24 protein-coding genes are annotated in these 19,728 nt (G+C 31.1%); 5 read left to right on the top strand and 19 right to left on the bottom strand.

The window, feature by feature from the left end; translation table 11 throughout:
• Positions 1-660, bottom strand: a 660-nt coding sequence (locus ACKTTC_RS03830; RefSeq protein ID WP_408038447.1) for a DDE-type integrase/transposase/recombinase, incomplete at its 3' end; no start/stop codon positions are given.
• Positions 661-995: 335 nt separating this feature from the next.
• On the opposite strand from ACKTTC_RS03830, the gene ACKTTC_RS03835 reads away from it, so the two are divergent.
• The gene (locus ACKTTC_RS03835; RefSeq protein ID WP_408038449.1) at positions 996-1,250 is read left to right on the top strand and encodes a hypothetical protein; all 255 of its coding nucleotides are present in this window, start codon (positions 996-998) and stop codon (positions 1,248-1,250) included.
• A gap of 41 nt (positions 1,251-1,291) precedes the next feature.
• Here ACKTTC_RS03835 and ACKTTC_RS03840 read toward each other — a convergent pair whose 3' ends face one another.
• From ACKTTC_RS03840 to ACKTTC_RS03900, 13 genes are all read right to left on the bottom strand, one after another.
• Positions 1,292-1,705 (bottom strand): hypothetical protein, encoded by a 414-nt coding sequence (locus tag ACKTTC_RS03840; protein ID WP_408038450.1) that lies wholly within the window; start codon positions 1,703-1,705, stop codon positions 1,292-1,294.
• 268 nt (positions 1,706-1,973) lie between these two features.
• Complete coding sequence (locus ACKTTC_RS03845; RefSeq protein WP_408038452.1) at positions 1,974-2,423, bottom strand: hypothetical protein; 450 nt, start codon at positions 2,421-2,423, stop codon at positions 1,974-1,976.
• A 105-nt stretch (positions 2,424-2,528) separates the two neighbouring features.
• Complete coding sequence (locus ACKTTC_RS03850) at positions 2,529-3,164, bottom strand: D-Ala-D-Ala carboxypeptidase family metallohydrolase (protein ID WP_408038453.1); 636 nt, start codon at positions 3,162-3,164, stop codon at positions 2,529-2,531.
• A complete protein-coding gene (locus tag ACKTTC_RS03855) occupies positions 3,157-3,348 on the bottom strand; it encodes a hypothetical protein (protein WP_408038454.1) in 192 nt (63 codons plus the stop codon). The genes ACKTTC_RS03850 and ACKTTC_RS03855 overlap by 8 nt, the downstream gene beginning before the upstream one ends.
• Positions 3,349-3,351: 3 nt before the next feature.
• Positions 3,352-3,738, bottom strand: a complete 387-nt coding sequence (locus tag ACKTTC_RS03860; protein ID WP_408038455.1) for a hypothetical protein — start codon at positions 3,736-3,738, stop codon at positions 3,352-3,354.
• Between the two features lie 154 nt (positions 3,739-3,892).
• Positions 3,893-4,675 (bottom strand): hypothetical protein, encoded by a 783-nt coding sequence (locus tag ACKTTC_RS03865; protein ID WP_408038457.1) that lies wholly within the window; start codon positions 4,673-4,675, stop codon positions 3,893-3,895.
• A gap of 4 nt (positions 4,676-4,679) precedes the next feature.
• The gene (locus ACKTTC_RS03870) at positions 4,680-5,447 is read right to left on the bottom strand and encodes a hypothetical protein (RefSeq protein ID WP_408038459.1); all 768 of its coding nucleotides are present in this window, start codon (positions 5,445-5,447) and stop codon (positions 4,680-4,682) included.
• Between the two features lie 102 nt (positions 5,448-5,549).
• The gene (locus ACKTTC_RS03875) at positions 5,550-6,701 is read right to left on the bottom strand and encodes a rolling circle replication-associated protein (RefSeq protein ID WP_408038460.1); all 1,152 of its coding nucleotides are present in this window, start codon (positions 6,699-6,701) and stop codon (positions 5,550-5,552) included.
• Positions 6,702-6,836: 135 nt separating this feature from the next.
• Positions 6,837-7,082, bottom strand: a complete 246-nt coding sequence (locus tag ACKTTC_RS03880; protein ID WP_408038461.1) for a hypothetical protein — start codon at positions 7,080-7,082, stop codon at positions 6,837-6,839.
• Positions 7,072-7,269, bottom strand: a complete 198-nt coding sequence (locus ACKTTC_RS03885) for a hypothetical protein (RefSeq protein ID WP_408038463.1) — start codon at positions 7,267-7,269, stop codon at positions 7,072-7,074. Before ACKTTC_RS03885 ends, ACKTTC_RS03880 begins: the two co-directional genes overlap by 11 nt.
• A gap of 92 nt (positions 7,270-7,361) precedes the next feature.
• Positions 7,362-7,691 (bottom strand): hypothetical protein, encoded by a 330-nt coding sequence (locus tag ACKTTC_RS03890; RefSeq protein ID WP_408038464.1) that lies wholly within the window; start codon positions 7,689-7,691, stop codon positions 7,362-7,364.
• Between the two features lie 338 nt (positions 7,692-8,029).
• The gene (locus ACKTTC_RS03895) at positions 8,030-8,716 is read right to left on the bottom strand and encodes a LytR/AlgR family response regulator transcription factor (protein WP_408038465.1); all 687 of its coding nucleotides are present in this window, start codon (positions 8,714-8,716) and stop codon (positions 8,030-8,032) included.
• Positions 8,713-9,681, bottom strand: a complete 969-nt coding sequence (locus tag ACKTTC_RS03900; RefSeq protein WP_408038467.1) for a sensor histidine kinase — start codon at positions 9,679-9,681, stop codon at positions 8,713-8,715. The genes ACKTTC_RS03895 and ACKTTC_RS03900 overlap by 4 nt, the downstream gene beginning before the upstream one ends.
• Positions 9,682-9,869: 188 nt before the next feature.
• Here ACKTTC_RS03900 and ACKTTC_RS03905 point away from each other — a divergent pair, with 188 nt between their 5' ends.
• Together ACKTTC_RS03905 and ACKTTC_RS03910 are read left to right on the top strand one after the other, a co-directional pair.
• Positions 9,870-10,757: a thioredoxin family protein gene (locus tag ACKTTC_RS03905; protein WP_408038469.1), complete on the top strand. Its 888-nt coding sequence runs from the start codon at positions 9,870-9,872 to the stop codon at positions 10,755-10,757.
• 7 nt (positions 10,758-10,764) lie between these two features.
• Complete coding sequence (locus tag ACKTTC_RS03910; protein WP_408038470.1) at positions 10,765-11,145, top strand: DUF1573 domain-containing protein; 381 nt, start codon at positions 10,765-10,767, stop codon at positions 11,143-11,145.
• 30 nt (positions 11,146-11,175) lie between these two features.
• Here the strand turns inward: ACKTTC_RS03910 and ACKTTC_RS03915 are convergent, their stop codons facing one another.
• The 5 genes from ACKTTC_RS03915 to ACKTTC_RS03935 all read right to left on the bottom strand — a co-directional run bounded on the left by ACKTTC_RS03915 (position 11,176) and on the right by ACKTTC_RS03935 (position 17,519).
• The gene (locus ACKTTC_RS03915; RefSeq protein WP_408038472.1) at positions 11,176-12,945 is read right to left on the bottom strand and encodes a MutS-related protein; all 1,770 of its coding nucleotides are present in this window, start codon (positions 12,943-12,945) and stop codon (positions 11,176-11,178) included.
• 72 nt (positions 12,946-13,017) lie between these two features.
• Positions 13,018-13,764, bottom strand: coding sequence for a succinate dehydrogenase/fumarate reductase iron-sulfur subunit (locus tag ACKTTC_RS03920; protein ID WP_408038473.1), 747 nt, complete (start codon positions 13,762-13,764; stop codon positions 13,018-13,020).
• A 9-nt stretch (positions 13,765-13,773) separates the two neighbouring features.
• The gene (locus ACKTTC_RS03925; RefSeq protein ID WP_408038475.1) at positions 13,774-15,789 is read right to left on the bottom strand and encodes a fumarate reductase/succinate dehydrogenase flavoprotein subunit; all 2,016 of its coding nucleotides are present in this window, start codon (positions 15,787-15,789) and stop codon (positions 13,774-13,776) included.
• A gap of 15 nt (positions 15,790-15,804) precedes the next feature.
• The gene (locus tag ACKTTC_RS03930) at positions 15,805-16,479 is read right to left on the bottom strand and encodes a succinate dehydrogenase cytochrome b subunit (RefSeq protein WP_408038476.1); all 675 of its coding nucleotides are present in this window, start codon (positions 16,477-16,479) and stop codon (positions 15,805-15,807) included.
• A gap of 242 nt (positions 16,480-16,721) precedes the next feature.
• Positions 16,722-17,519 carry an XRE family transcriptional regulator gene (locus tag ACKTTC_RS03935; RefSeq protein ID WP_408038477.1) on the bottom strand — a complete coding sequence of 266 codons (798 nt, stop codon included), beginning with the start codon at positions 17,517-17,519 and terminating at the stop codon, positions 16,722-16,724.
• A gap of 848 nt (positions 17,520-18,367) precedes the next feature.
• Here ACKTTC_RS03935 and ACKTTC_RS03940 point away from each other — a divergent pair.
• On the top strand, positions 18,368-18,991 hold the full coding sequence (locus ACKTTC_RS03940) for a DUF2589 domain-containing protein (protein WP_408038478.1): 624 nt from the start codon (positions 18,368-18,370) through the stop codon (positions 18,989-18,991).
• A 60-nt stretch (positions 18,992-19,051) separates the two neighbouring features.
• Positions 19,052-19,711: a hypothetical protein gene (locus ACKTTC_RS03945; protein WP_408038479.1), complete on the top strand. Its 660-nt coding sequence runs from the start codon at positions 19,052-19,054 to the stop codon at positions 19,709-19,711.
• Positions 19,712-19,728: the final 17 nt, after the last annotated feature.

The following is a 19,728-nucleotide window of genomic DNA, read 5'->3' on the forward strand; positions in this document are numbered from 1 at the left end:
AATAAGATCAACCTTACTTGGTTTTTTACAGGGTTCACCTTTCTTGGACTTTAACAAGTAATTTGTAAACTCTAAACCATTATCGGTTAGGATATGAGTAAGTTTAAAAGGATAGAATTTAATACAGTCGCTAACGAAATTCTTAGCATTCTCTGAGGTTTTAGAACCGTATATTTTAAAATAAACCATTCTAGTTGCTCTATCTATTGCAACAAACAAGTATTTTCTATTACCGTTGATCTTTGGCAAATAGGTGACATCTACATGAAGAAAACCAGGGTTGTACTCTTTAAACTTTTTAGCCTTTTCTTTATGTTCTTTTGGAACTTTGTTAACACCGTATCTCTTGAAAGTCCTATAAATAGCACTTCTTTGTTTTAAATACTGGTTTGAAAAGACCATATAGCCTAAATCATCTAAAGGAAGCCATGTAGCTCTTCTTAAAGCAACAATAAGCTCTTGTTCGTAGTAAGTTAACGAATAATGAACCGTTTTTGGTTTACTGCTTCTATCCGTAGTATAATCTCTATTACGCCACTTTTTTACAGTGCTTAATGAGATTTTATATTTTTCGGATAATTTGTTAGATGTTAGTGTACTTTGTTGGATTTCTTTTCTTAAATGTGCATTGGTTGTTGCGTTACTGTGATATAACTGCATAAATTCTTTCTCTTATTTTCTGTGTATCAATTTTTTAGGGAACTATAATAATTTCAATGACCGTGTTATTGGTGATAAATATAGTAAAAAATAAATACAGGAAAATTAGTTAGCGGTTCGAGACGGATATTTTTATTGATTTTAAAGGAGACCTCACGAAAATAATTATTCAATAAACAACACAAAAATTATTAGGGTTTCCACCTCCTAAAGTCGGCGGAGCCTCCCGAATAATTTTCGCTTATGCCTATTAAATAATTGAGGGTTGTTTGTTCTTCTTTTAAACCAAAAAAAATATTTTTTTTTAACAGGGAAAACCCCACAAAACAGAGATTATGACAATTGAACAATTAAACCAACTTGAAGCATTAAGACTGGAAACTTTAGAAAAAGCAAAGAAAATTTTTGAAGGTAATTATAGTATACAAATATTCGCACACAATATAGACACTAATACAGAGGTTTGGAAAAAAGTTAAACCAGAATTAGTGAGAGTATTAGGAGACAAACAATATTACAGTGCAAAAGCTTCTAATGAAATGCATTCCACAACAATATTTAGTAAATGGGAAGATCAACCAAAAGGATAAACAAAACAACAAAACCCAAGTACGAATACTTGGGTTTTGTTTTAGAATCCACCTAAAGGACCTCCTACTAATATAGGACCAGTTGGTTGTTGTGGTACAAATGGTGGTATCGGTTCTGTAGACTTCAAAACCAAACCGTTAAAGTAAATTCTACAATTTGAATTTGGATGTATGTTATATATATGCTTAAACAAAAAAGTGTGTGAAGATTCAGACTTCTTTAAATGAACGTTAAACACCTGATATTCATCATCAACATAATGATAAAAGTTCAATGTTGATTGGATTACTGCTTCCTGAAAGAAGTCCAAAACAGTTAATTCACCGTACAACATTTCGTTATCTTGTAAGAAATCATCTTTTAAATGATAACGACCATCTATTAGTTCTAACGGTAGTATTTTAGAAATTGGTGTACTTAGATACTCTACACCATTTAGTTTTGTTTTACTCATTTTTTTTCTTTTTTATTTTGATAATAGTTTCTGTAAGCAAGCTTCAAAAGCTCTACTATTAAAGCTATTATAATAGTTACAATAGCGGGCAAATCGTCATTCGTAGAGATAGAAAATAAGCTCGCTAAGCCTATATAAAAAGGAGTTGCTAGTTTTTGGAACATTATTTGTAGTTTTACGGGAGATTAATTAAAATTTAAGATTATGAATAATAAGTTCTGGAAAGGGTTTCTTTTAGGTGTATTAAGTACTATAGCTTTGGTTGTAATTATATTATCTTCTTAACTAAAGGAAAAGAAACACCTTTTGACATATACAGAGCAGTAATTCTCTGCAACTGTTCTGTGTCAAATTCATAAGTAAAAATAGAAACAAGGTTACGCTCAACAGTATAACCTCTCCAACCAAAAGTATCAAAAAACTTATATTGACCAGTAACAGGGTTATGCAACCTGGTACCAAAGTCTTTATGGAGTTTAAGAATTTGATCTGAGTTTAATTTCTCCAATACTGAAAAAATAGGTTCGTGATCTCGATTGAAATAACCAAATTTATCAATTGAATTATCTATAACATCTATAGTGTTATTTACAATAGGGTCTGCACTCATGCCTTTACCTCTAGATGTAGAGAAAAATTTGATTAATAACCATATTAACGCAAGCGGTAATAGCACATACTTAAAAAGTTGAATAATAGTATTAGTAAAATTTTGCATAATGTATAAGTTATAACAAGAGTGATGATCACAATTGTAAACGATAAAAAACAGAGGATTATAAATATTATAAAAATTGATCTCATCACTCTTTGTATTAGTTAATTATTTCTTTTTTCTTTTAATTAAGTAGCTCACAGTTTTCACAACTACAAAAGCCCCCAAAGCGATAATGGCAGTTATCTTGAACAAACATTGAGCGCATAGACTTTTTTTTTTGTCTCCTTCTCTATTATCAGTAAAAACAACTAGGTCTTGACTTTCTCTAGTATCTACATGTATAAAAGTGTTGTAAATGCCTAAGCCATTTAAACCTGCGTTTCTAAGCTTAGTATAGAGTTGGTTTTTGGTTTCTACTGCTTCCTTGATTAATTGAACGAGCCCCTCACCTTTTAAATCCCAAGCTTTGCCTAAAACGTGTTGGCTTGTACCTTTTCTATCTTTACTATATTCATGGTTTTTACTCCTAAAAGAGGATGTTACATAAATAGGTTTACCCAATGCATCTCTAAGAATCTGAAAGATATTAGGAAGCCTAACGTCGTACGGAATACGGTTAAATTCTGGTTGCTCTTCCTTGGTAACAAATGCAGCTTCTACAATCTCATGCAACATTAAGTTTTTCGAGAGCTTGGTTGTCTTGTCTACTCCATCAAAAGGGATTGATAGAAGAAAGTTTTTAACCTTAACATTTTCACCATAATCATCTAGGTAAAGTGGTTCTTTTGGGTAATTAACCATCTTTCTCCTCCTCTCCTACTACTTTAATAGTTTTTGGAGCATCTGCCCAAATCCTTTCGCGATCTTCGTTAAAAGCTTTTAAATGTTTGGTAAAACTGTCTATTGTTTTACCTACTCTGGTAAAGCCTTCAAAGAATTCTATAATGGGCGACATAAATCGCCCAAGGTTGAATAAGTTCTTCATAGTCTATCGTTTTTTATTACTAGAAATATGTTTACCGAAATACCCACCGTTTGGGGCATTAGGATTAGCCATCATATTCCAATCCTCAACATAAACCTTGTGATTGTCTATATTTAACATACCATAAACAAATACAGTATTATGCATAGGAGCGTTAAAAACTAGGGTAACGTTAACCCATCTTTTACCAGATTTTGAAGTTACTGGAGGTTTATTTTGCTGTTCCTCTGACCTGAAACATTTACCATTCCACCATTGTCCGTTAACGTCTCTGTAACGCAGCCCCATAAAGAACCCCTTTTCACTACCATAAGGATAAACCAAATTACAGTAGGTTTTTTTACTATAAGAATTGTTATTCTTATTATTGTTGTAATTATTATATCCCATGATTACTTATGTTTTTTCTTGTTAGTGAATAAGCTTAATATTCCCCATACGATTAAGATTAAAAGTATTGGAACTATAGTGTAAAAAGCCCAATATGGAACACCCTTCCAAGTTTTGAGCATATGTGTTTTAATTTTTGTCCAGAAATTTTGCATTATTTCTTGTTTTTTAAATATTGAATTAGTTTGTAAATAGCATAGGGAATTCCAAAAATTGGAATAAGAAGTAAAAGCCACCACCAGTTAAATAACATGTTACCGTCACCATCTGGTTTCTTGCTAGGTGATTTAGGCTCTTTAGGGTCTACTGGTTTAACAGGTGGTTTTGAACCTCCTGTATTTGGTGGGTTTGGTGTTTCTGTTTTACTTGATTTTATCCTTACTTGTCTGTAAGTTGTACGTGCATCAATAGCACCAAATAAACCAGAGTTATACGTGTCTGTTTCCTCATAAATATCGTACTGATATTTTTGCGAAAGTGTATCAAAAATGCTTTTTATTTGAGCAACTGCGTATCTATGGAGTAATAATTCACCATCTCTAGTACAACCCTTTCTATGATTTGCCATATCCAAACGCCATATGCGTGTCCATTCAAAGCTTTTCAAGCAATAGTTAACTGCTGCTTCTATACGTTTAATATTACCAGAAGCAAAAGCAGCTTCATAACCAGCTTCACGGTATTTTCTTCTAACATGTGGCTCAATACCTGCTTTTGCTTTTTTAGGAGGTAAAGCGGCATTCCAGCAATTAAAGTCAATACCTAGTAAGTTTAAGAATGTATTAGCACCCGGTATACCTCCAACAATATTACCGATAGCGTTACCGTAGTTACCACCACCGTTTTGCATAACTGGTGTAGTAAGTACTGGAGGACTATAAAAACCACCTCCATTATTAGGCGGTCGACCGCCTGAATTTAATTCATAATACAACATAGGCTTAGTGTTTTACGGTGTAGTATAAATAGTCTGTAGCTTTTTCTTCTTTTGTGAAGTAAACGCTTTGCGCCCCTCTTACTTCAAGAACAACAGCGTATTCGTAACCAAAAGCACTATTATTATTTGTAGAGTTATGAAGAATATTACCGAAGAACTCATCTTGCATCATTAATAGTAATTCGGTTGTATAAACGACCTTTTCACCATTAACAATAATATCAATCTGATCTGGTAATTGTAAAGGATCAAAAACTAAGTAATCAACATTGTTTAAATCGACAGATTTATTTGTTTCTGACTTTCTCCAAATACTAGAATTGTATGTGAAAAATTTGTCTGTAGCTCTTGAACCTTCTACAACGTGGACAGTTGATTGTCTTAGTTTATTTAAGTCTTTAAAGGTAAGTTTTATTTGATCGTTTTCACCAAGAACGATTTCCCCATTTACCCCCAAGTCAATAAAAGTGTTTTTTAAACAAGGAACATTTGCAGCTTGGTCGTCTTGTGCTTCGGATAACTGAACAACCTTTGAACTAACTGGCATTTGATAACCAGACATAAAGCTCAATGATTCGATTTTCTTCTGGCTTTCAGAAATCAAACCAACTTTAAGGTTTGGAATAATTGTAATTTCCGATTGGTTTTCTCTTACCAATGATACTTTTACTTTAGCGTTTGGGTTAATTTGATCAATTGCTAATAAACTAACGTTTGATTCTATAACTTCGGTTAAAGTTACTCTACCATTTAGCGAAATTGTTTTACTCATGAGAATGATTTTATTTGTTTATGTTGACACAAATATTCTCCTAAGTAAAAAGGTAAATGATGCATAGTGCATCACCTATATAGTTTGTTTTACAGGTAGTAATTATTTTAAATTATTAGTCCAAAAAGCGGCATTACCAAAGTTAATTTTTGCCTGTTCTAGAGTCGGTTTTGCTAAAATTTCAATTTTTGGAATTACAACCTTTTCAGGTGGTGTATAATTTTTAGTTCGAATGAACTCTTTTTGTTGTAGTGTATTAGGTGTAATATTTCCGTTTTGAAGTTGAAAGTGTTGTTTAATATCGTCCCAAAGTGGTTTGTAGTTTCTTGATATATAACGGTAAGATTTACCAGAAAAAAAACTAAAAAAATCCTCTTTTAATACTTGTTTTAAGAACCCCTTGTTTACAAAAGATACAACATGATCAAATAGAGGAAAACCTTCTGTATATTTAGGGTAATCGAGGTTTTTAGTAGCTAATGAACAACCCCAAAGCTTGCCAAGTATTGGGCGTTTACCAAACTCTAATTTAGTCATATACTTAATAACGTATGTAGTAATATTCTTAAGCTTGCGCTTCCTCTTATCCATTTTTAAGCTATCTACTTGAGTTGTATTAGGGTTACGATTTCCGTGTTTTTCGAAGTAAGCATCTAGGTAACCAAGTTTATCAATTTGCTTATTCCATAGTTTGCGATGAATAGTCCAGTGTATCCATTTGTCAACAAGTAAATGGAAATGTATGTTACCGTTTTTTTGTGCTTCTGCCTTCCATACGTAGTATTTTACACCGTAGGTTTTCTGTAGGTTTTCGATGTAACGAGTCTGTAATCTTCTGATTTCTGAATCAGAGTGCATTTGCTTAGTTGGTAATGTGAGTGTTACAAATGTAACATATTGACCAGTTTTATAATTTACAGTTTTTTCCCTGCTGTAAATAACCGTGTTTATCATAGTTTCACAGGCTTTTTTACAGCTTTTAACCTGATTTCTGGAAAGCGTGCCTAACTCCTTGATAGTTTTGCCTTTTTTAGACATTACAAGTCTGTGCATATCGTGTTTAAAACGTATGCGGTTAACTTCTTCTAGATAATTATTTGTAGGCTGATATTTCTTGATAGTCTCAGAAAAAGGTGTTTTCTGGTTTTGTTTTAATACGCTTGTGTCTCCACTTCTGGTAAAATCTAAATAACTAACATCAAAATATTGTGAAATACCATTATTTTGAATGGAAAAAGTACATGGGGCATTCATAGGGATACGTGATCATCGTCTCAAAAACTCAGCACGGGCAAGCCCTAGCTTCGTTTTTTCGACAGAACCGTTATGTTTTGCCAAGCCAATAAAAAAAGCCGCTCACGCGTCTTTAAATTGACGTGTAAACGGCTCTTAGAAATTAAATGTTAATTGATTTGTTGGAACAGTGAATAATTCTGTTTGCTTCTCTGGTGCTTTATAAGGTTTTAAAGCTCTCATAACAGTAGAGATACTGCAAAACAACATTGTTGCTGCAATCTCTACATAAGCTTGTCTAACTGTATGAATTCCATTAGCTCTATCCTTTAAAAGTTCATTTACTTTTGATTCAATAAACTCTTTTCTAGCTGCATGGTCTATAGAGTTCTTACAAGGCATAGACTAAAGTATGTGGATTAATAAAGTCTATAGTACCAGTCAAACTCTCAACCTCTGTATCATGAGATAAAGGAGAATTAACGTGTGTGTAGATAACAGATGAAGGAGCCCCGTTAATAGATTTAACGAATCTCCTACCTTGTTCTAAAGTCCATAATGGAACTGGATGTGTTTTTGAATATGACATAAAAATTAATTTTTATGTCATTGAAAGAATTATGTTATTTGGTTATAACGTGGTGAAACTGGTCATGTAATAATGTTATAAATACTTATTTATTAAGCTTTAACGATTTTTAAAGGCATCTTGTAAACTTTACCTTTAACGACAGCTTTGTCAGTAATAACATTGTAGTTTAATTTGTTTTTTACGTATTTGTCTAACGCTGCATTTTTAGAGTTAACAGTTAATACGATAATTTCTCCTTTGCTGTTTACTGTAAATTCAACAACAGTAGTTAATGTTCCGTTTAAATCGAAATTAGCTTTTCCTAAAAGCTTAGCGATTTCAGTTCTTAATTCAGACTTAACATTTGCAGGTTTAGTTTCGTTTGCAAATGAAGTGAAACTGATTAATGTGATTGCGAATAATAAAACTAACTTTTTCATTCTAATGGGTTTTTTTATTGTTTTTAAAATTTATTTTAATTTGATGTTCCAAAAGTAGTACAGAGTAAAAAGTTTTGCATCTTTTTGAATGTTAACAAAATATCTTTTTTTAGTGTATTTTGCTTCAAATTCTCTGTTGTTAACAATTTAGAAACATTGAATAATTCGCAACAAAGGTACGTTAAAAATGTTTTTTAAAACAAGAAAACTTAAAAAAAGGTGTTTTAATTATTTATTTAATAATTTTTTAAGATTTAAAATTTAAAACCTTAAGTTAACTTTAAGTTAGAAATGCTCAAAAAAAGAGAAAGAAATTACGTCAGATAATAACATAAGAGCTATTTTTTTGAATTAAATTTTTTTATAAAATCTGATTTAAAAGTTCTACCAATCGGGATATTTTGATCTCCTAAATACACTTCGTTACCAATAATCCTTTCTATGTGATTTAAATTAATAAGATAGGACTTATGAACTTGGTAAAAATGACTAGGCAATTTCGTTTTCCAGCTTTTTAAGGTATCAATTAATACATACTTTTTCTGAAAGGTTATAAATGTAAGGTAGTTCCTGTCTGATTCTATGTAAAGAATATCGTTTAGATATAATTTGTGTAATGTTTTATCAATATTTAGGAAAATAGTATCGTTAGAAGCGTATTGAGTTCTTTGAGTGTTTTTTTCCACTTTTACAATTGCCTTTAGAAAACGATCAAAAGAATAAGGTTTTACTAAGTAATCAACAATGGTTTCTAGTTCAAAGCTATCTACTGCATAGGTTGGATATGCAGTGGTAATAATAATCTGCGGAGGATTTTGAATGGTTTTTATGAAATCGATTCCCAGTATATCAGGTAAATTAATATCCAAAAAGAGAAAATCGACAGGAGTCTCATTTAAGAAAATGTTTGCCTCTTTCGCAGTTTGGAAAGTAGCTATTAATTCTATATTAGGAACTTTACGAATAAAGTTCTTTAAGATATTTTGAGCAGGAAGTTCATCTTCTATAATAATACAAGTAATCATACTAGTAATAGTTTAAGTAATACAGAAAAAGTATCTGTTTTTTGAACTTCTAAACTGTATTTATCAAGATAAAGTAAATCTAATCTTTTTTGAAGGTTTTGTAAACCTATTGTATTGTCTTGAGAGTTTTTATTGCTATCAAAATCATTTCTACAAAAACATTGTATAGAACTATCATCTACGGTTATATCTATAAAAATAGTGCTATGAGGTGTGCTGTGTTTAAAAGCATTTTCTATACATGTAATAAGTAATAATGGAGCAATTTTATGATGTGTATTAGAAATGTTCTTAGAATACTTAATCGTTTTAATGCCTTGAGTTCGTATGGCTTGAAAATCGATATAATTATCAATGTATTGTAACTCTTTTTCTAGAGGAATATAATCGGCATTACTTTCGTATAAAACATGTTTTAGATTATCAGATAGTTTTAGAATTAATGAAGGAGTTTCATTTGGTTTTTCTAAAGCATAAGAATAAATGGTATTCAAATTATTAAATAGTACATGTGGATTAATTTGAGTTTTTAAAAATTTAAGTTCCATCTGAGTTTTCTCTTGTTGCGCCTGTTGTATCTCTTTTTCCTTATCTACATACTTAAATAATAACCAAACAAAAGAGAAAAAAACTAGTGGAACCAAGGTTTGCCATAAATAATCACTCAAACACTTCATTATGGTACAGCCACATTTTGTAAAAACATTGCAATATAACTGCGTAGCAAAAAATGAAATAGCACCTAAAATTACAGCATAAAACACATAACGTTTTTGTTTTACAAAATAAGGAAGTAACACAAAGTGGTTCGCATATACAATTACGATTAAAATTACGAGATATTGTAAAAAAGGATTTGCAGACCAGTAGTATTCAGAAAATACAAATAAGGATATAAAAATGAACAATGTCCAAAATAGTATATGAACAAGTATTTGTGTGCTATGTTTTTTAATCAATTCCATAAGGTTTATGAAAATACAGATTAAAATAAGATTTGTCAAAAAATGAGTACAAAGTGCATATAAAACTATGCGAAATGCAGTTTGTCCTTAGAAACGAGCTGTAGGTACATTGTTTGAGGTTGTATGTTAACTTATTTTCTTGTCAAAACTATAATGATTTAATTTTGAGTAAACTATAATTTATTAGGATGAATAAGACTACATATTTAATACTATTACTTCTAGTTTGTAATATAGCAAACGGACAGTTGAATAAAACTATAACAGATAAGAAAGGGAAAAGAATGCTACTGGGTAAAGTAGATAAAAAAGGTTTTAAGCATGCTGATTTTAGTTGGTTTCAGAAAAACTATGAAGATTACTTAGTAAATGATAAGATTGTAGATATACTTGGAACGAAATTAAAAGATTATAAGATTAAAGTGTTTTTTGGTTCATGGTGTGGAGATAGTAAAAGAGAAGTGCCAAAATTTTATAAAGTATTGACTAAAGCTGAATTTGATAATAAGAATTTAGCGTTAGTAGCAGTAGATAGAAAACCAGAAGCTTATAAAGCCTCACCGTCTGGAGAAGAAAAAGGATTGAATATTCATAGAGTCCCTACTTTTATTTTTTATAAAGGAGACAAAGAAATCGGACGTATAGTAGAGTATCCTAAAGAAGACTTTGAACGAGATATGCTCAAAATTGTTCAAGAACAAAAATATACTTCAAATTATGCTGTAGTTACTTATCTAGATAAAGTAATGAAAGATAAAGGAGTAGAAGAACTTGCTAATAAGCTTAATTTTTATGCAAAATATGTATCAGAATATGTAAAAGGAAGTAAAGAATTGAACACATATGGTTATAAGTTATTAAGATCTGGACAATTGAAGAAGGCATTAGTTGTTTTTGAATTAAACACACTAATATTTCCATATAAGGCCAATGTTTTTGATAGTTATGCAGAAGCTCTGTTTGAAGCTAAAGAATATCAGAAATCGTTAAAAAACTATGGAATTGCATTGTCTTTTGAACCTCAAAACAAAGAAATTATAGAAAGAATTAACTCGATAAAAACAATGGTAAATTAATAATAATATGAAAGCAATTATTACATTTTTAGTGCTAGCATTTACTACAGTATTGTTAAATGCTCAAGAATTTAAATTTAAACAAGAGACAATCAATTATGGGAAAATAGCACAAGGATCTGACGGTGTTCGTGTTTTTGAATTTACCAATATTGGAGATGCACCATTAATAATTAAAGAAATAAAATCTTCTTGTGGCTGTGCAATTCCTCAAAAACCAGAACGCCCAATAATGCCAGGAGAGAAATCACAGATCTCAGTTTCTTACGATACAAAAAGAGTAGGAGGTTTTTTTAAAGCAATTACTATTTTTTCAAATGCAAAAACAGAAAGAAAAAGCTTAAAAATTAAAGGGTATATAAGTAAAAAAGAAAAGAGAAAGGTATAAGGGTTTTTATTTTTAAAAAGATAGGAGATTTTAAATAATCTCCATCTTTTTTAATAAGAAGTTTGCGTTCATATTTTGACAAATTCCTTTTTTAAAAGTATAGTCAAAATGAAGTTCGTTATCAATAATTTCTGCATCGAAATAATGGTTTCTTATTTCGCTAAATGTCTCTTCTAGTTCACATAGATTTAAGTCGTGGGTAGCTATAATACCTATAGCTTTTAATTTTACTAGTTTCTCGACGAACTTTCGAGAACCAATAGATTTATCTGTACTGTTGGTACCTTTTAAAATTTCATCTAGAATAATAAAGTATTCTCCATTTTTAATTTCATCTACAATAAACTTTAATCGTTTTAATTCAGAAAAGAAATAAGAGCTTTCTTCATTTAAAGAATCATCTGCTCTCATACTCGTAATCAATTTTACAGGATTATATCTACAAGAAGTTGCACAAACAGGTAATCCTATATTGGCCATTACAATATTTAGAGAAACAGCTCTTAAAAAAGTACTTTTTCCAGCCATATTTGCTCCTGTGATAATAAAAAACTGATTACGATCGATAAAAATAGTATTGTCTACTCTTTTTTCTTCAGATAATAATGGATGACCTAAGTTTTCAGAATTCAAAATCTCATTATTTGCTATAATTTCAGGAAAAACATAGGATGAGTGATTGTAAGTATAATTCCCCAAACTGTTATAAGCATCAAAAAAAGCAACTGTTTCAAACCAATTTTCAACTGTGATGTTGTATTGTTTAATCCATTGCTCAATCTTAGAAGTATTTTTAAGGTCTATTAAGAAAAAGCCATTTCCTAAAATATTGAAAATGATATTATTTCTATTGTCGAAAGCATCAAGCATTTTATAAAACTTTGTAACAATAAATGAAGCTTTCTTTTTTTCTAATTGTATATTTTCTTGCTGCTTTTTAAGAAGTTTAGAGGTGAATTGCTCATTTTCTATTTGATTCAGCAATTGTGCATATTGACGAAATGTATATTTAATAGCATCTACATTTGTAGATAGTTTATTTATTTTTTTTAAATAAGCTCCAGTAATTCCTAAACCTAAAAATAACCAAAACAATAAATAAGAAGAACTGACTATATTAAATAAGGTTAGCGTAAATAAAACAATACTTAAAGAAGAAAAGGTTAAACCTATCCAAGAGATTGCTTTTGGTACAAATGCTTTGTATTGTTGTAACCAACGTATAATTTCTTTGGTAGACTTTTCAGTTTTAATTAAACTAGCCGTTGCTTGAAAATACTGTCTCCATTTTGGCTTATCAGCTAATTCTTTAATTGCTTCTTGACGAGAAGTGATGTCTTCTATATGGTTCGCCTTTAATACATTTGCTAATTTTAAAGTACCTTCATAAATACTAGTTCTATTCAGAAACTGAAAAAAAGAACCTTCTCCAAATAAATCAATATCTAAGCTGTAATAATGTAATGAGTCTTGAAATTGAGTGCCTGCATCTCTATGGTAAAATTCACCATCTGCAATTTTTATTTCTTCTGTATTAATATCAACAAGCATTTTAAATAATGCTTGTTGCCTTTTAGCATTTGTGTATTTAATTAGTAAAAATAAGAAGACAGCAATTCCTATAACTCCTATACTAAGAGCTATTATCCATTCATTAAAGAAAAAATAAACTCCGAAAACAGTAGTTAAAAATACCAATAATCGTAAGATACTTAGCTTTGAGATAGAAGCATTTGAATCTTTTACCTTTTGCTGATATTCTCCTAATTGTTGTTTATAAAATGGTATCGTTTTTTTCATTTGTTTCACTATAAAAGAAGCAAAAAACCCAAGACTTAGTCTTGGGTTTCTGTATATAAATAAAGTATTATCTTAACCTTTTAAAGTAGCTTTTAAGAACTCTGTATTCATACGAGCAATGTTTTCAAGAGAAATTCCTTTAGGACATTCTACTTCACAAGCTCCAGTATTAGTACAGTTTCCAAAACCTTCTTCATCCATTTGTTTTACCATGTTTAATACACGATCTGTAGCTTCTACCTGACCTTGTGGTAATAAAGCAAATTGAGATACTTTTGCAGAAACGTATAACATTGCAGAAGAGTTTTTACAAGTAGCTACACAAGCTCCACAACCAATACAAGTAGCAGCATCAAAAGCTTTGTCTGCATTTTCCTTATTAATAGGAATAGCATTTGCATCTTGTGTGTTTCCTGAAGTATTAATAGAAATAAATCCTCCAGCGTGTTGAACTCTATCAAAAGAAGATCTATCTACTACTAAATCTTTAATTACAGGAAATGCTTTTGCTCTAAATGGCTCAATATAAATAGTATCACCATCTTTAAACTTACGCATGTGTAATTGACAAGTAGTTACACCTCTATCTGGTCCATGTGCTTCACCATTAATATATAAAGAACACATTCCACAAATACCTTCACGACAATCATGATCAAAAGCAACTGGTTCATCGCCGCTTTCAATTAATTGTGTGTTTAAAACATCTAACATTTCAAGGAAAGACATATCCGGCGATACATCATTGATTTTATAATCAACCATTTTTCCTTTATCGCTTGCGTTCTTCTGACGCCAAATTTTTAACGTTAAATTCATAATTCTTTCCTATTTGTATGAACGTTGTTTTAATTCAATATCCTTAAACTCTAATTCCTCTTTGTGTAAAACAGCATCTTTAGGTTCTCCTTTATATTCCCAAGCAGAAACATATGCAAAGTTTGCATCATCACGTTTCGCTTCTCCTTTTTGTGGTCCATCTTCTTCTACAGATTCTTCTCTAAAGTGACCTCCACAAGATTCAGTTCTATTTAAAGCATCCTTAGCAAATAACTCTCCTAACTCTAAGAAGTCAGCTACACGAGCAGCTTTTGCTAATTCTTCGTTATATTCATTTGCATTACCAGGAACACGAACGTTTTCCCAGAATTCAGCACGTAATGCAGAAATCTCTTCAATTGCTTCTTCTAATCCTTTTGCATTACGAGACATTCCTACTTTATTCCACATAATTTTTCCTAAACGCTTGTGGAAATGATCTACAGATTTTGTTCCGTCGTTATTGATTAACTTATCAATAATTGAACGAACATTTTTCTCAGCTTCATCAAACTCAGGAGTTTCAGTAGAAATTGGTCCTGTACGAATATCATCAGCTAAATAATCTCCAATTGTATATGGTAAAACAAAATAACCATCTGCTAAACCTTGCATTAAAGCAGAAGCTCCTAAACGGTTTGCTCCATGATCAGAGAAGTTAGCTTCTCCAATAGCATATAAACCAGGAACTGTAGTCATTAAGTTATAATCTACCCAAATTCCACCCATAGTATAGTGAACGGCTGGATAAATCATCATTGGAGTTTCATATGGATTCTCGTCAACGATTTTTTCGTACATCTGGAATAAGTTTCCGTATTTAGCACGTACTACATCTTGACCTAATTTTTTAACTAAAGCGGCATCGTTTTCGTCTAAGTGTTTAATCTTAGCTTGTTCTTTACCGTAACGTGTAATTGCAGAAGCGAAATCTAAGTATACAGCTTCACCAGTTGCATTTACACCAAAACCAGCATCACAACGTTCCTTAGCAGCACGAGATGCAACATCACGAGGTACTAAGTTACCAAATGCAGGATAACGACGCTCTAAATAATAATCTCTATCTTCCTCTGCAAGCTGTGTTGGTTTTAATCTTCCTTCACGAATTGCAATTGCATCGTCCATTTTCTTAGGTACCCAAATACGACCATCGTTACGTAATGATTCAGACATTAACGTTAATTTAGATTGATGATCTCCAGATACAGGAATACAAGTTGGGTGAATTTGTGTGTAACAAGGATTTGCAAAGAACGCTCCTTTTTTATGAGCTTTCCAAGCAGCTGTTACGTTACTTCCCATTGCATTTGTAGATAAGAAGAATACGTTTCCGTAACCTCCAGTTCCTAATACAACAGCATGTGCAGAATGACGCTCAATTTCTCCAGTAACTAAGTTACGAGCAATAATACCACGAGCTTTTCCATCAACAATTACAACGTCTAACATTTCATGACGGTTGTACATTGTAATCTTACCACGACCAATTTGACGGTTCATAGCAGAATATGCTCCTAATAATAATTGCTGTCCAGTTTGTCCTTTCGCATAAAAAGTTCTTGATACAAGTACTCCACCAAAAGAACGGTTATCTAACAATCCACCATAATCACGAGCAAAAGGAACTCCTTGCGCTACACATTGATCAATAATGTTTGCTGATACTTCAGCTAAACGATATACGTTTGCTTCACGAGAACGGTAATCACCACCTTTTACAGTATCGTAGAATAATCTGTAAGTAGAATCACCATCTCCTTGATAGTTTTTTGCTGCATTAATTCCTCCTTGTGCGGCAATAGAGTGTGCACGACGAGGAGAATCTTGGAAACAAAATGCTTTCACATTGTAACCTAATTCTGCTAAAGTAGCAGCAGCCGAACCTCCTGCTAATCCAGTACCAACAACAATAACATCAATTAAACGTTTGTTGGCTGGGTTAACTAAGTTGATTTTATTTTTATGATTGGTCCATTTATCTGCAATTGGACCCTTTGGTATTTTTGAATCTAAAGTTGCCATATTGATACTACTTAATTAATGGTGATTGAAATGGTGAAATAAAGCAATGATAATGAACCCTAAAGGAAGTCCTATTGCATAAATTTTACTAAATGTTTTCAATCCTCTAGTATATTTATTATTTGCTCCTACCGATTGAAAAGCAGAATTAAACCCGTGTAATAAGTGTAATGCTAGAAAAACAAAACCTAAACAATATAAAGCTACACGCCAAATTGGAACAAACTTTTCTTGTAATTCATGGAAATATCTAAACTCTCCATTGTGCATTCCAGAAAGATCTCCTTGAATATACTTTGTGTTCATTTCAGGAATCCAGAAATCGATAAAGTGAATGATTAAGAAAATTAAAATAAATAATCCGCTATAAATCATATTTCTACTCATCCAAGTAGAGTTAGCGTTACCATTATTTTTTGCGTACTTAATATTACGAGCACTTTTGTTTTTGATCTCTAATACAAATCCCATTACAAAGTGAAAAATAACACCGAAAATTAATACCGGTTGTAGTAAGTATTGCACAGCCCAAAATGTTCCCATGAAATGAGAAGCTTCGTTAAAAGCATCTTTACTAAATACCGATAAAATGTTGATAGCAAAATGTTGTAATAAGAAAATCATAAGAAAGAATGCCGAAAGTGCCATTGCAAACTTCCTTCCGATGGAAGATTTAAGTAATCCGCTCATTATTTTGAATGTTGGTTATAAATAATTACTAGCAAATTTAAGACCTCTGGGTATTTTGTACAAACAATAAAGTTTGTTTTGTTAAATATTTAGAATGGGTATAAATAGAAGAACCTATTAATTTCAGAGATTTCCATTTTTTACAGTGAAATCATTAAAATTAATAGGTGCTTAATATAAAACTAGAATACTTATTTGTGAGTGTTAGTTGTTGATTTGTAGTTTTTTATTGGTGAAAAGAACTAGTTGTTTGATCCTAGTTGCTCTTCTAGTTCTACAATTTTAGTTTCTAAATCATGTAAGCGATCATATACGTCAATAGGTTCTGGCATTTGCTTAGACGCATACATGGTTACGTACCAAACTTCCATTACTTCATCAATATTAATCGTATATGTTGGGTAATTTCCGTCCTTATTATCGCTTTTAAGAATAAGTTTTCCTCTACTTTGTATTCTATTTATTACACGTTTTAGTACAATACCATCATTCTTACTAACAATAACATAAACTCTTCCATCTTTTATGTCATTTAAATCTTCAACATATTGTCCAAAAACTAAATCACCATCAAAAAACGTACGTACCATGGAATTTCCTTGTACTTCGAAACAACGAAAAGAACCATGACGTAAATGTGGCATGTGGAAAGCAGGTAATTGTTGTATGTATTCTGCATCTCCATATCCGTTCAAATACCCAGCTCTTGCTTGAGTAGGAACAAAAACGATATTTTCATCACCAGTAGCATTGGTGGAAATTACTTGTGGCGTACCAGTGTAATTCCCATTAGGCAATTCTCCACGAAGCATAATATTGCTCTTTCCAAATAAATAATCAGGATTAATATTAAATACATTTATAATAGCGGTTAAAACATCGTATCCTGGTTTTGTCTTTTTTCTGGAACCATCTGTTTGAGGTCTACCATTGATAATACTGTCTACGGTGGTACCAGTAACTCCAATTTTTTTAGAAAAAGAATAGTTGTTTAACTTATGAAAGTCTCTAATTTCTGCAATCTTCTTTGAAATATCCATTGTGTGATTTTTAACAAAAAACCTATGTTTTTTTGTAAAATGTTATTGTTTTTACGGTGTGGTTAATAACAAAGATACATAAAATCTTTAAAAATCAAACATTTGTATTGTTTTTTAAAAGATTAAGAAAACTTTATTTAGTTTTTCATTTCCTTTTTTTATAAGAGCAAAAAGAGAAGGTAAAATGTTGTTTTTTAGTTGAGTATTATTTTGGTAAATCAGTTTTTTATGCCTTTGTGTTTTCTGATTGTTTAATACTAATATAACTTCATTGATTAGGTGTAGGTGTGATGTTTAATTAAGTTCTTTATGAATAAAAACGCTACTTGCTTGAATACGAAAAGATTAGTTTTTGTGTCAATGTAAATGTTTATGGTTTTTTAACATTTGTTTTGTTTTTTTAGGAATGTGTAAGCTTTTAGAAACTTATAAATGAATTAATTAAAACTTTTTACAAAAAAAACTGTAAAAAGTTTTTATAAAACTAAAAAAGCTTCTTATATTTGCATTCGTAATCGTTGATTGGCATACATCGAAATCTAAACAATTGTATGAATTCCAAACGGTACTATTTTGAGATTTTAACTTGAATTTCTTCACTTATTAAAAATCTTTTCACATTAATTCCAACATTTTTTAGAATAGCTAGTGGTGTAGTGCTTTTAAATTGAATCATATCATCTAGTAGTAATTCAAAAAGCAAATTTTGAAAAAGATTCATCTGTTTGTGAATTAATAGAAGAGGGCAAACGCTTACTAAAAGAAAATCGGTTAAAATCTCTTTATGGAGGAAGCAGAAAATCCATGTAGAAAGAGAGTATGTATATAAATTTAAAACACACCCCGATATGTCAAATTTAGTATCAGAATTAAACAGTTTAGATTTCAACGTTTATGTTGGAGGTCCACTACAAGCAGCAATTGAAGCGCAAACATCTGCTTCTATGGCTACAGTAGATTTTATTAAAGAAGTAGGTTTCGAAAAGGATTCAGATGATTCAGAGCCAGATGCATTACGATATGTAGATTTTAATTATAAAAAATCGGTTCCTAATCCGCATGTAGGTAAAACAGCTGCGCAATTAACAGCAGAAGGATTAGTGCCTGGAGATGTTGATACTACAAATCCATTTATCAAAAGTAACGTTGCTATTAAGGTTCCTTTCTTAACAATGTTAACGATCCCTGCATTAAGAATTGATGAGGTGAATATTGAATTTAATGCGAAATTAAACTCAGTAGAAACAAAGAGTACTTCTTCTCAATTTTCAGCAAGTGCAGAATTAGGAATCAAATACTGGTTTGTAAAATTCAAAGCATCAGCATCGTACAAGAAAAGCACGTATCAAGGATCTAAAGTTGAAAAAACATACAACCTTGGTGTAAGAGTAAAAGCTGTAAATGATGAGTTACCAGAAGGGTTAAATAGAATCTTAGGTATGTTGGAAGATAGTATTGCAACTGTAGGATAAACTAAATAAATCTATGAGAGTTAGTCTTTTGACTAACTCTCATAAAAATAAAATCGTTTTATGGAAATAGAAAAATATTTAGATAGCATAGCTGCTAGTATTAACGAAGCAAGTGTAATCTCAGAAGCAACATCTGTAGCAATAAGGAAGCAATTTTCTGAAGACTTTTTATTGCGAAACTTTTCTGTTCCGCGATTTAAAACTCAGGAAGTAGCATTAACAATACCTGTAGGAACCCGTGAAGTAAGAGAACAGCCAAGCAATTATGAACCTTTTGATAAAAGTGAGTTTTTTGAAAAAACACTCAATATTCTTAGGAGATTTACGAATGAAGTATTTAAAAAAAGAAGTAAAGAGATAGATAGAGATAGACTAAATAGATTACGTGCTATTATTGAGGAAAGAGTAAATGTATTAAGAGCTGCTATTAAGTCAAGTGGTAGAATAAGCAGTGAGTTGAACTTGTATGCTCGTTACCTAGCGGAACAGTTTAATGTGCTTTATCAAACTGAAACTCCTAATAGAATCTACAGGCAAATAGTGTATGCTATTAATGAAGAGCAAAGACAAGATATATATCCAGTTCCTCCTGCTAAACCACCGCAAACTAAAATTGTTTTAGAAAGCAGTGAGTTAAGAAATGTTGCATCTAAAGACTTCTTTAAAATTAATATGACAATTAATGATGGAACTATGGAATGGAATTATTTAGAAGATTGAAGTTGAGTAAAGAAAGC

It is taken from the genome of Tenacibaculum amylolyticum (genome assembly GCF_964511145.1).
In the GTDB taxonomy this organism is placed as follows: domain Bacteria; phylum Bacteroidota; class Bacteroidia; order Flavobacteriales; family Flavobacteriaceae; genus Polaribacter; species Polaribacter amylolyticum.

What these genes read in the sequence shown, in the direction of transcription:
- ACKTTC_RS03835 (WP_408038449.1), top strand. Translation starts at nt 996, where the DNA reads ATGACAATTGAACAATTAAACCAACTTGAAGCATTAAGACTGGAAACT.
- ACKTTC_RS03840 (WP_408038450.1), bottom strand. Translation starts at nt 1,705, where the DNA reads ATGAGTAAAACAAAACTAAATGGTGTAGAGTATCTAAGTACACCAATT.
- ACKTTC_RS03845 (WP_408038452.1), bottom strand. Translation starts at nt 2,423, where the DNA reads ATGCAAAATTTTACTAATACTATTATTCAACTTTTTAAGTATGTGCTA.
- ACKTTC_RS03850 (WP_408038453.1), bottom strand. Translation starts at nt 3,164, where the DNA reads ATGGTTAATTACCCAAAAGAACCACTTTACCTAGATGATTATGGTGAA.
- ACKTTC_RS03855 (WP_408038454.1), bottom strand. Translation starts at nt 3,348, where the DNA reads ATGAAGAACTTATTCAACCTTGGGCGATTTATGTCGCCCATTATAGAA.
- ACKTTC_RS03860 (WP_408038455.1), bottom strand. Translation starts at nt 3,738, where the DNA reads ATGGGATATAATAATTACAACAATAATAAGAATAACAATTCTTATAGT.
- ACKTTC_RS03865 (WP_408038457.1), bottom strand. Translation starts at nt 4,675, where the DNA reads ATGTTGTATTATGAATTAAATTCAGGCGGTCGACCGCCTAATAATGGA.
- ACKTTC_RS03870 (WP_408038459.1), bottom strand. Translation starts at nt 5,447, where the DNA reads ATGAGTAAAACAATTTCGCTAAATGGTAGAGTAACTTTAACCGAAGTT.
- ACKTTC_RS03875 (WP_408038460.1), bottom strand. Translation starts at nt 6,701, where the DNA reads ATGAATGCCCCATGTACTTTTTCCATTCAAAATAATGGTATTTCACAA.
- ACKTTC_RS03880 (WP_408038461.1), bottom strand. Translation starts at nt 7,082, where the DNA reads ATGCCTTGTAAGAACTCTATAGACCATGCAGCTAGAAAAGAGTTTATT.
- ACKTTC_RS03885 (WP_408038463.1), bottom strand. Translation starts at nt 7,269, where the DNA reads ATGTCATATTCAAAAACACATCCAGTTCCATTATGGACTTTAGAACAA.
- ACKTTC_RS03890 (WP_408038464.1), bottom strand. Translation starts at nt 7,691, where the DNA reads ATGAAAAAGTTAGTTTTATTATTCGCAATCACATTAATCAGTTTCACT.
- ACKTTC_RS03895 (WP_408038465.1), bottom strand. Translation starts at nt 8,716, where the DNA reads ATGATTACTTGTATTATTATAGAAGATGAACTTCCTGCTCAAAATATC.
- ACKTTC_RS03900 (WP_408038467.1), bottom strand. Translation starts at nt 9,681, where the DNA reads ATGGAATTGATTAAAAAACATAGCACACAAATACTTGTTCATATACTA.
- ACKTTC_RS03905 (WP_408038469.1), top strand. Translation starts at nt 9,870, where the DNA reads ATGAATAAGACTACATATTTAATACTATTACTTCTAGTTTGTAATATA.
- ACKTTC_RS03910 (WP_408038470.1), top strand. Translation starts at nt 10,765, where the DNA reads ATGAAAGCAATTATTACATTTTTAGTGCTAGCATTTACTACAGTATTG.
- ACKTTC_RS03915 (WP_408038472.1), bottom strand. Translation starts at nt 12,945, where the DNA reads ATGAAAAAAACGATACCATTTTATAAACAACAATTAGGAGAATATCAG.
- ACKTTC_RS03920 (WP_408038473.1), bottom strand. Translation starts at nt 13,764, where the DNA reads ATGAATTTAACGTTAAAAATTTGGCGTCAGAAGAACGCAAGCGATAAA.
- ACKTTC_RS03925 (WP_408038475.1), bottom strand. Translation starts at nt 15,789, where the DNA reads ATGGCAACTTTAGATTCAAAAATACCAAAGGGTCCAATTGCAGATAAA.
- ACKTTC_RS03930 (WP_408038476.1), bottom strand. Translation starts at nt 16,479, where the DNA reads ATGAGCGGATTACTTAAATCTTCCATCGGAAGGAAGTTTGCAATGGCA.
- ACKTTC_RS03935 (WP_408038477.1), bottom strand. Translation starts at nt 17,519, where the DNA reads ATGGATATTTCAAAGAAGATTGCAGAAATTAGAGACTTTCATAAGTTA.
- ACKTTC_RS03940 (WP_408038478.1), top strand. Translation starts at nt 18,368, where the DNA reads ATGTCAAATTTAGTATCAGAATTAAACAGTTTAGATTTCAACGTTTAT.
- ACKTTC_RS03945 (WP_408038479.1), top strand. Translation starts at nt 19,052, where the DNA reads ATGGAAATAGAAAAATATTTAGATAGCATAGCTGCTAGTATTAACGAA.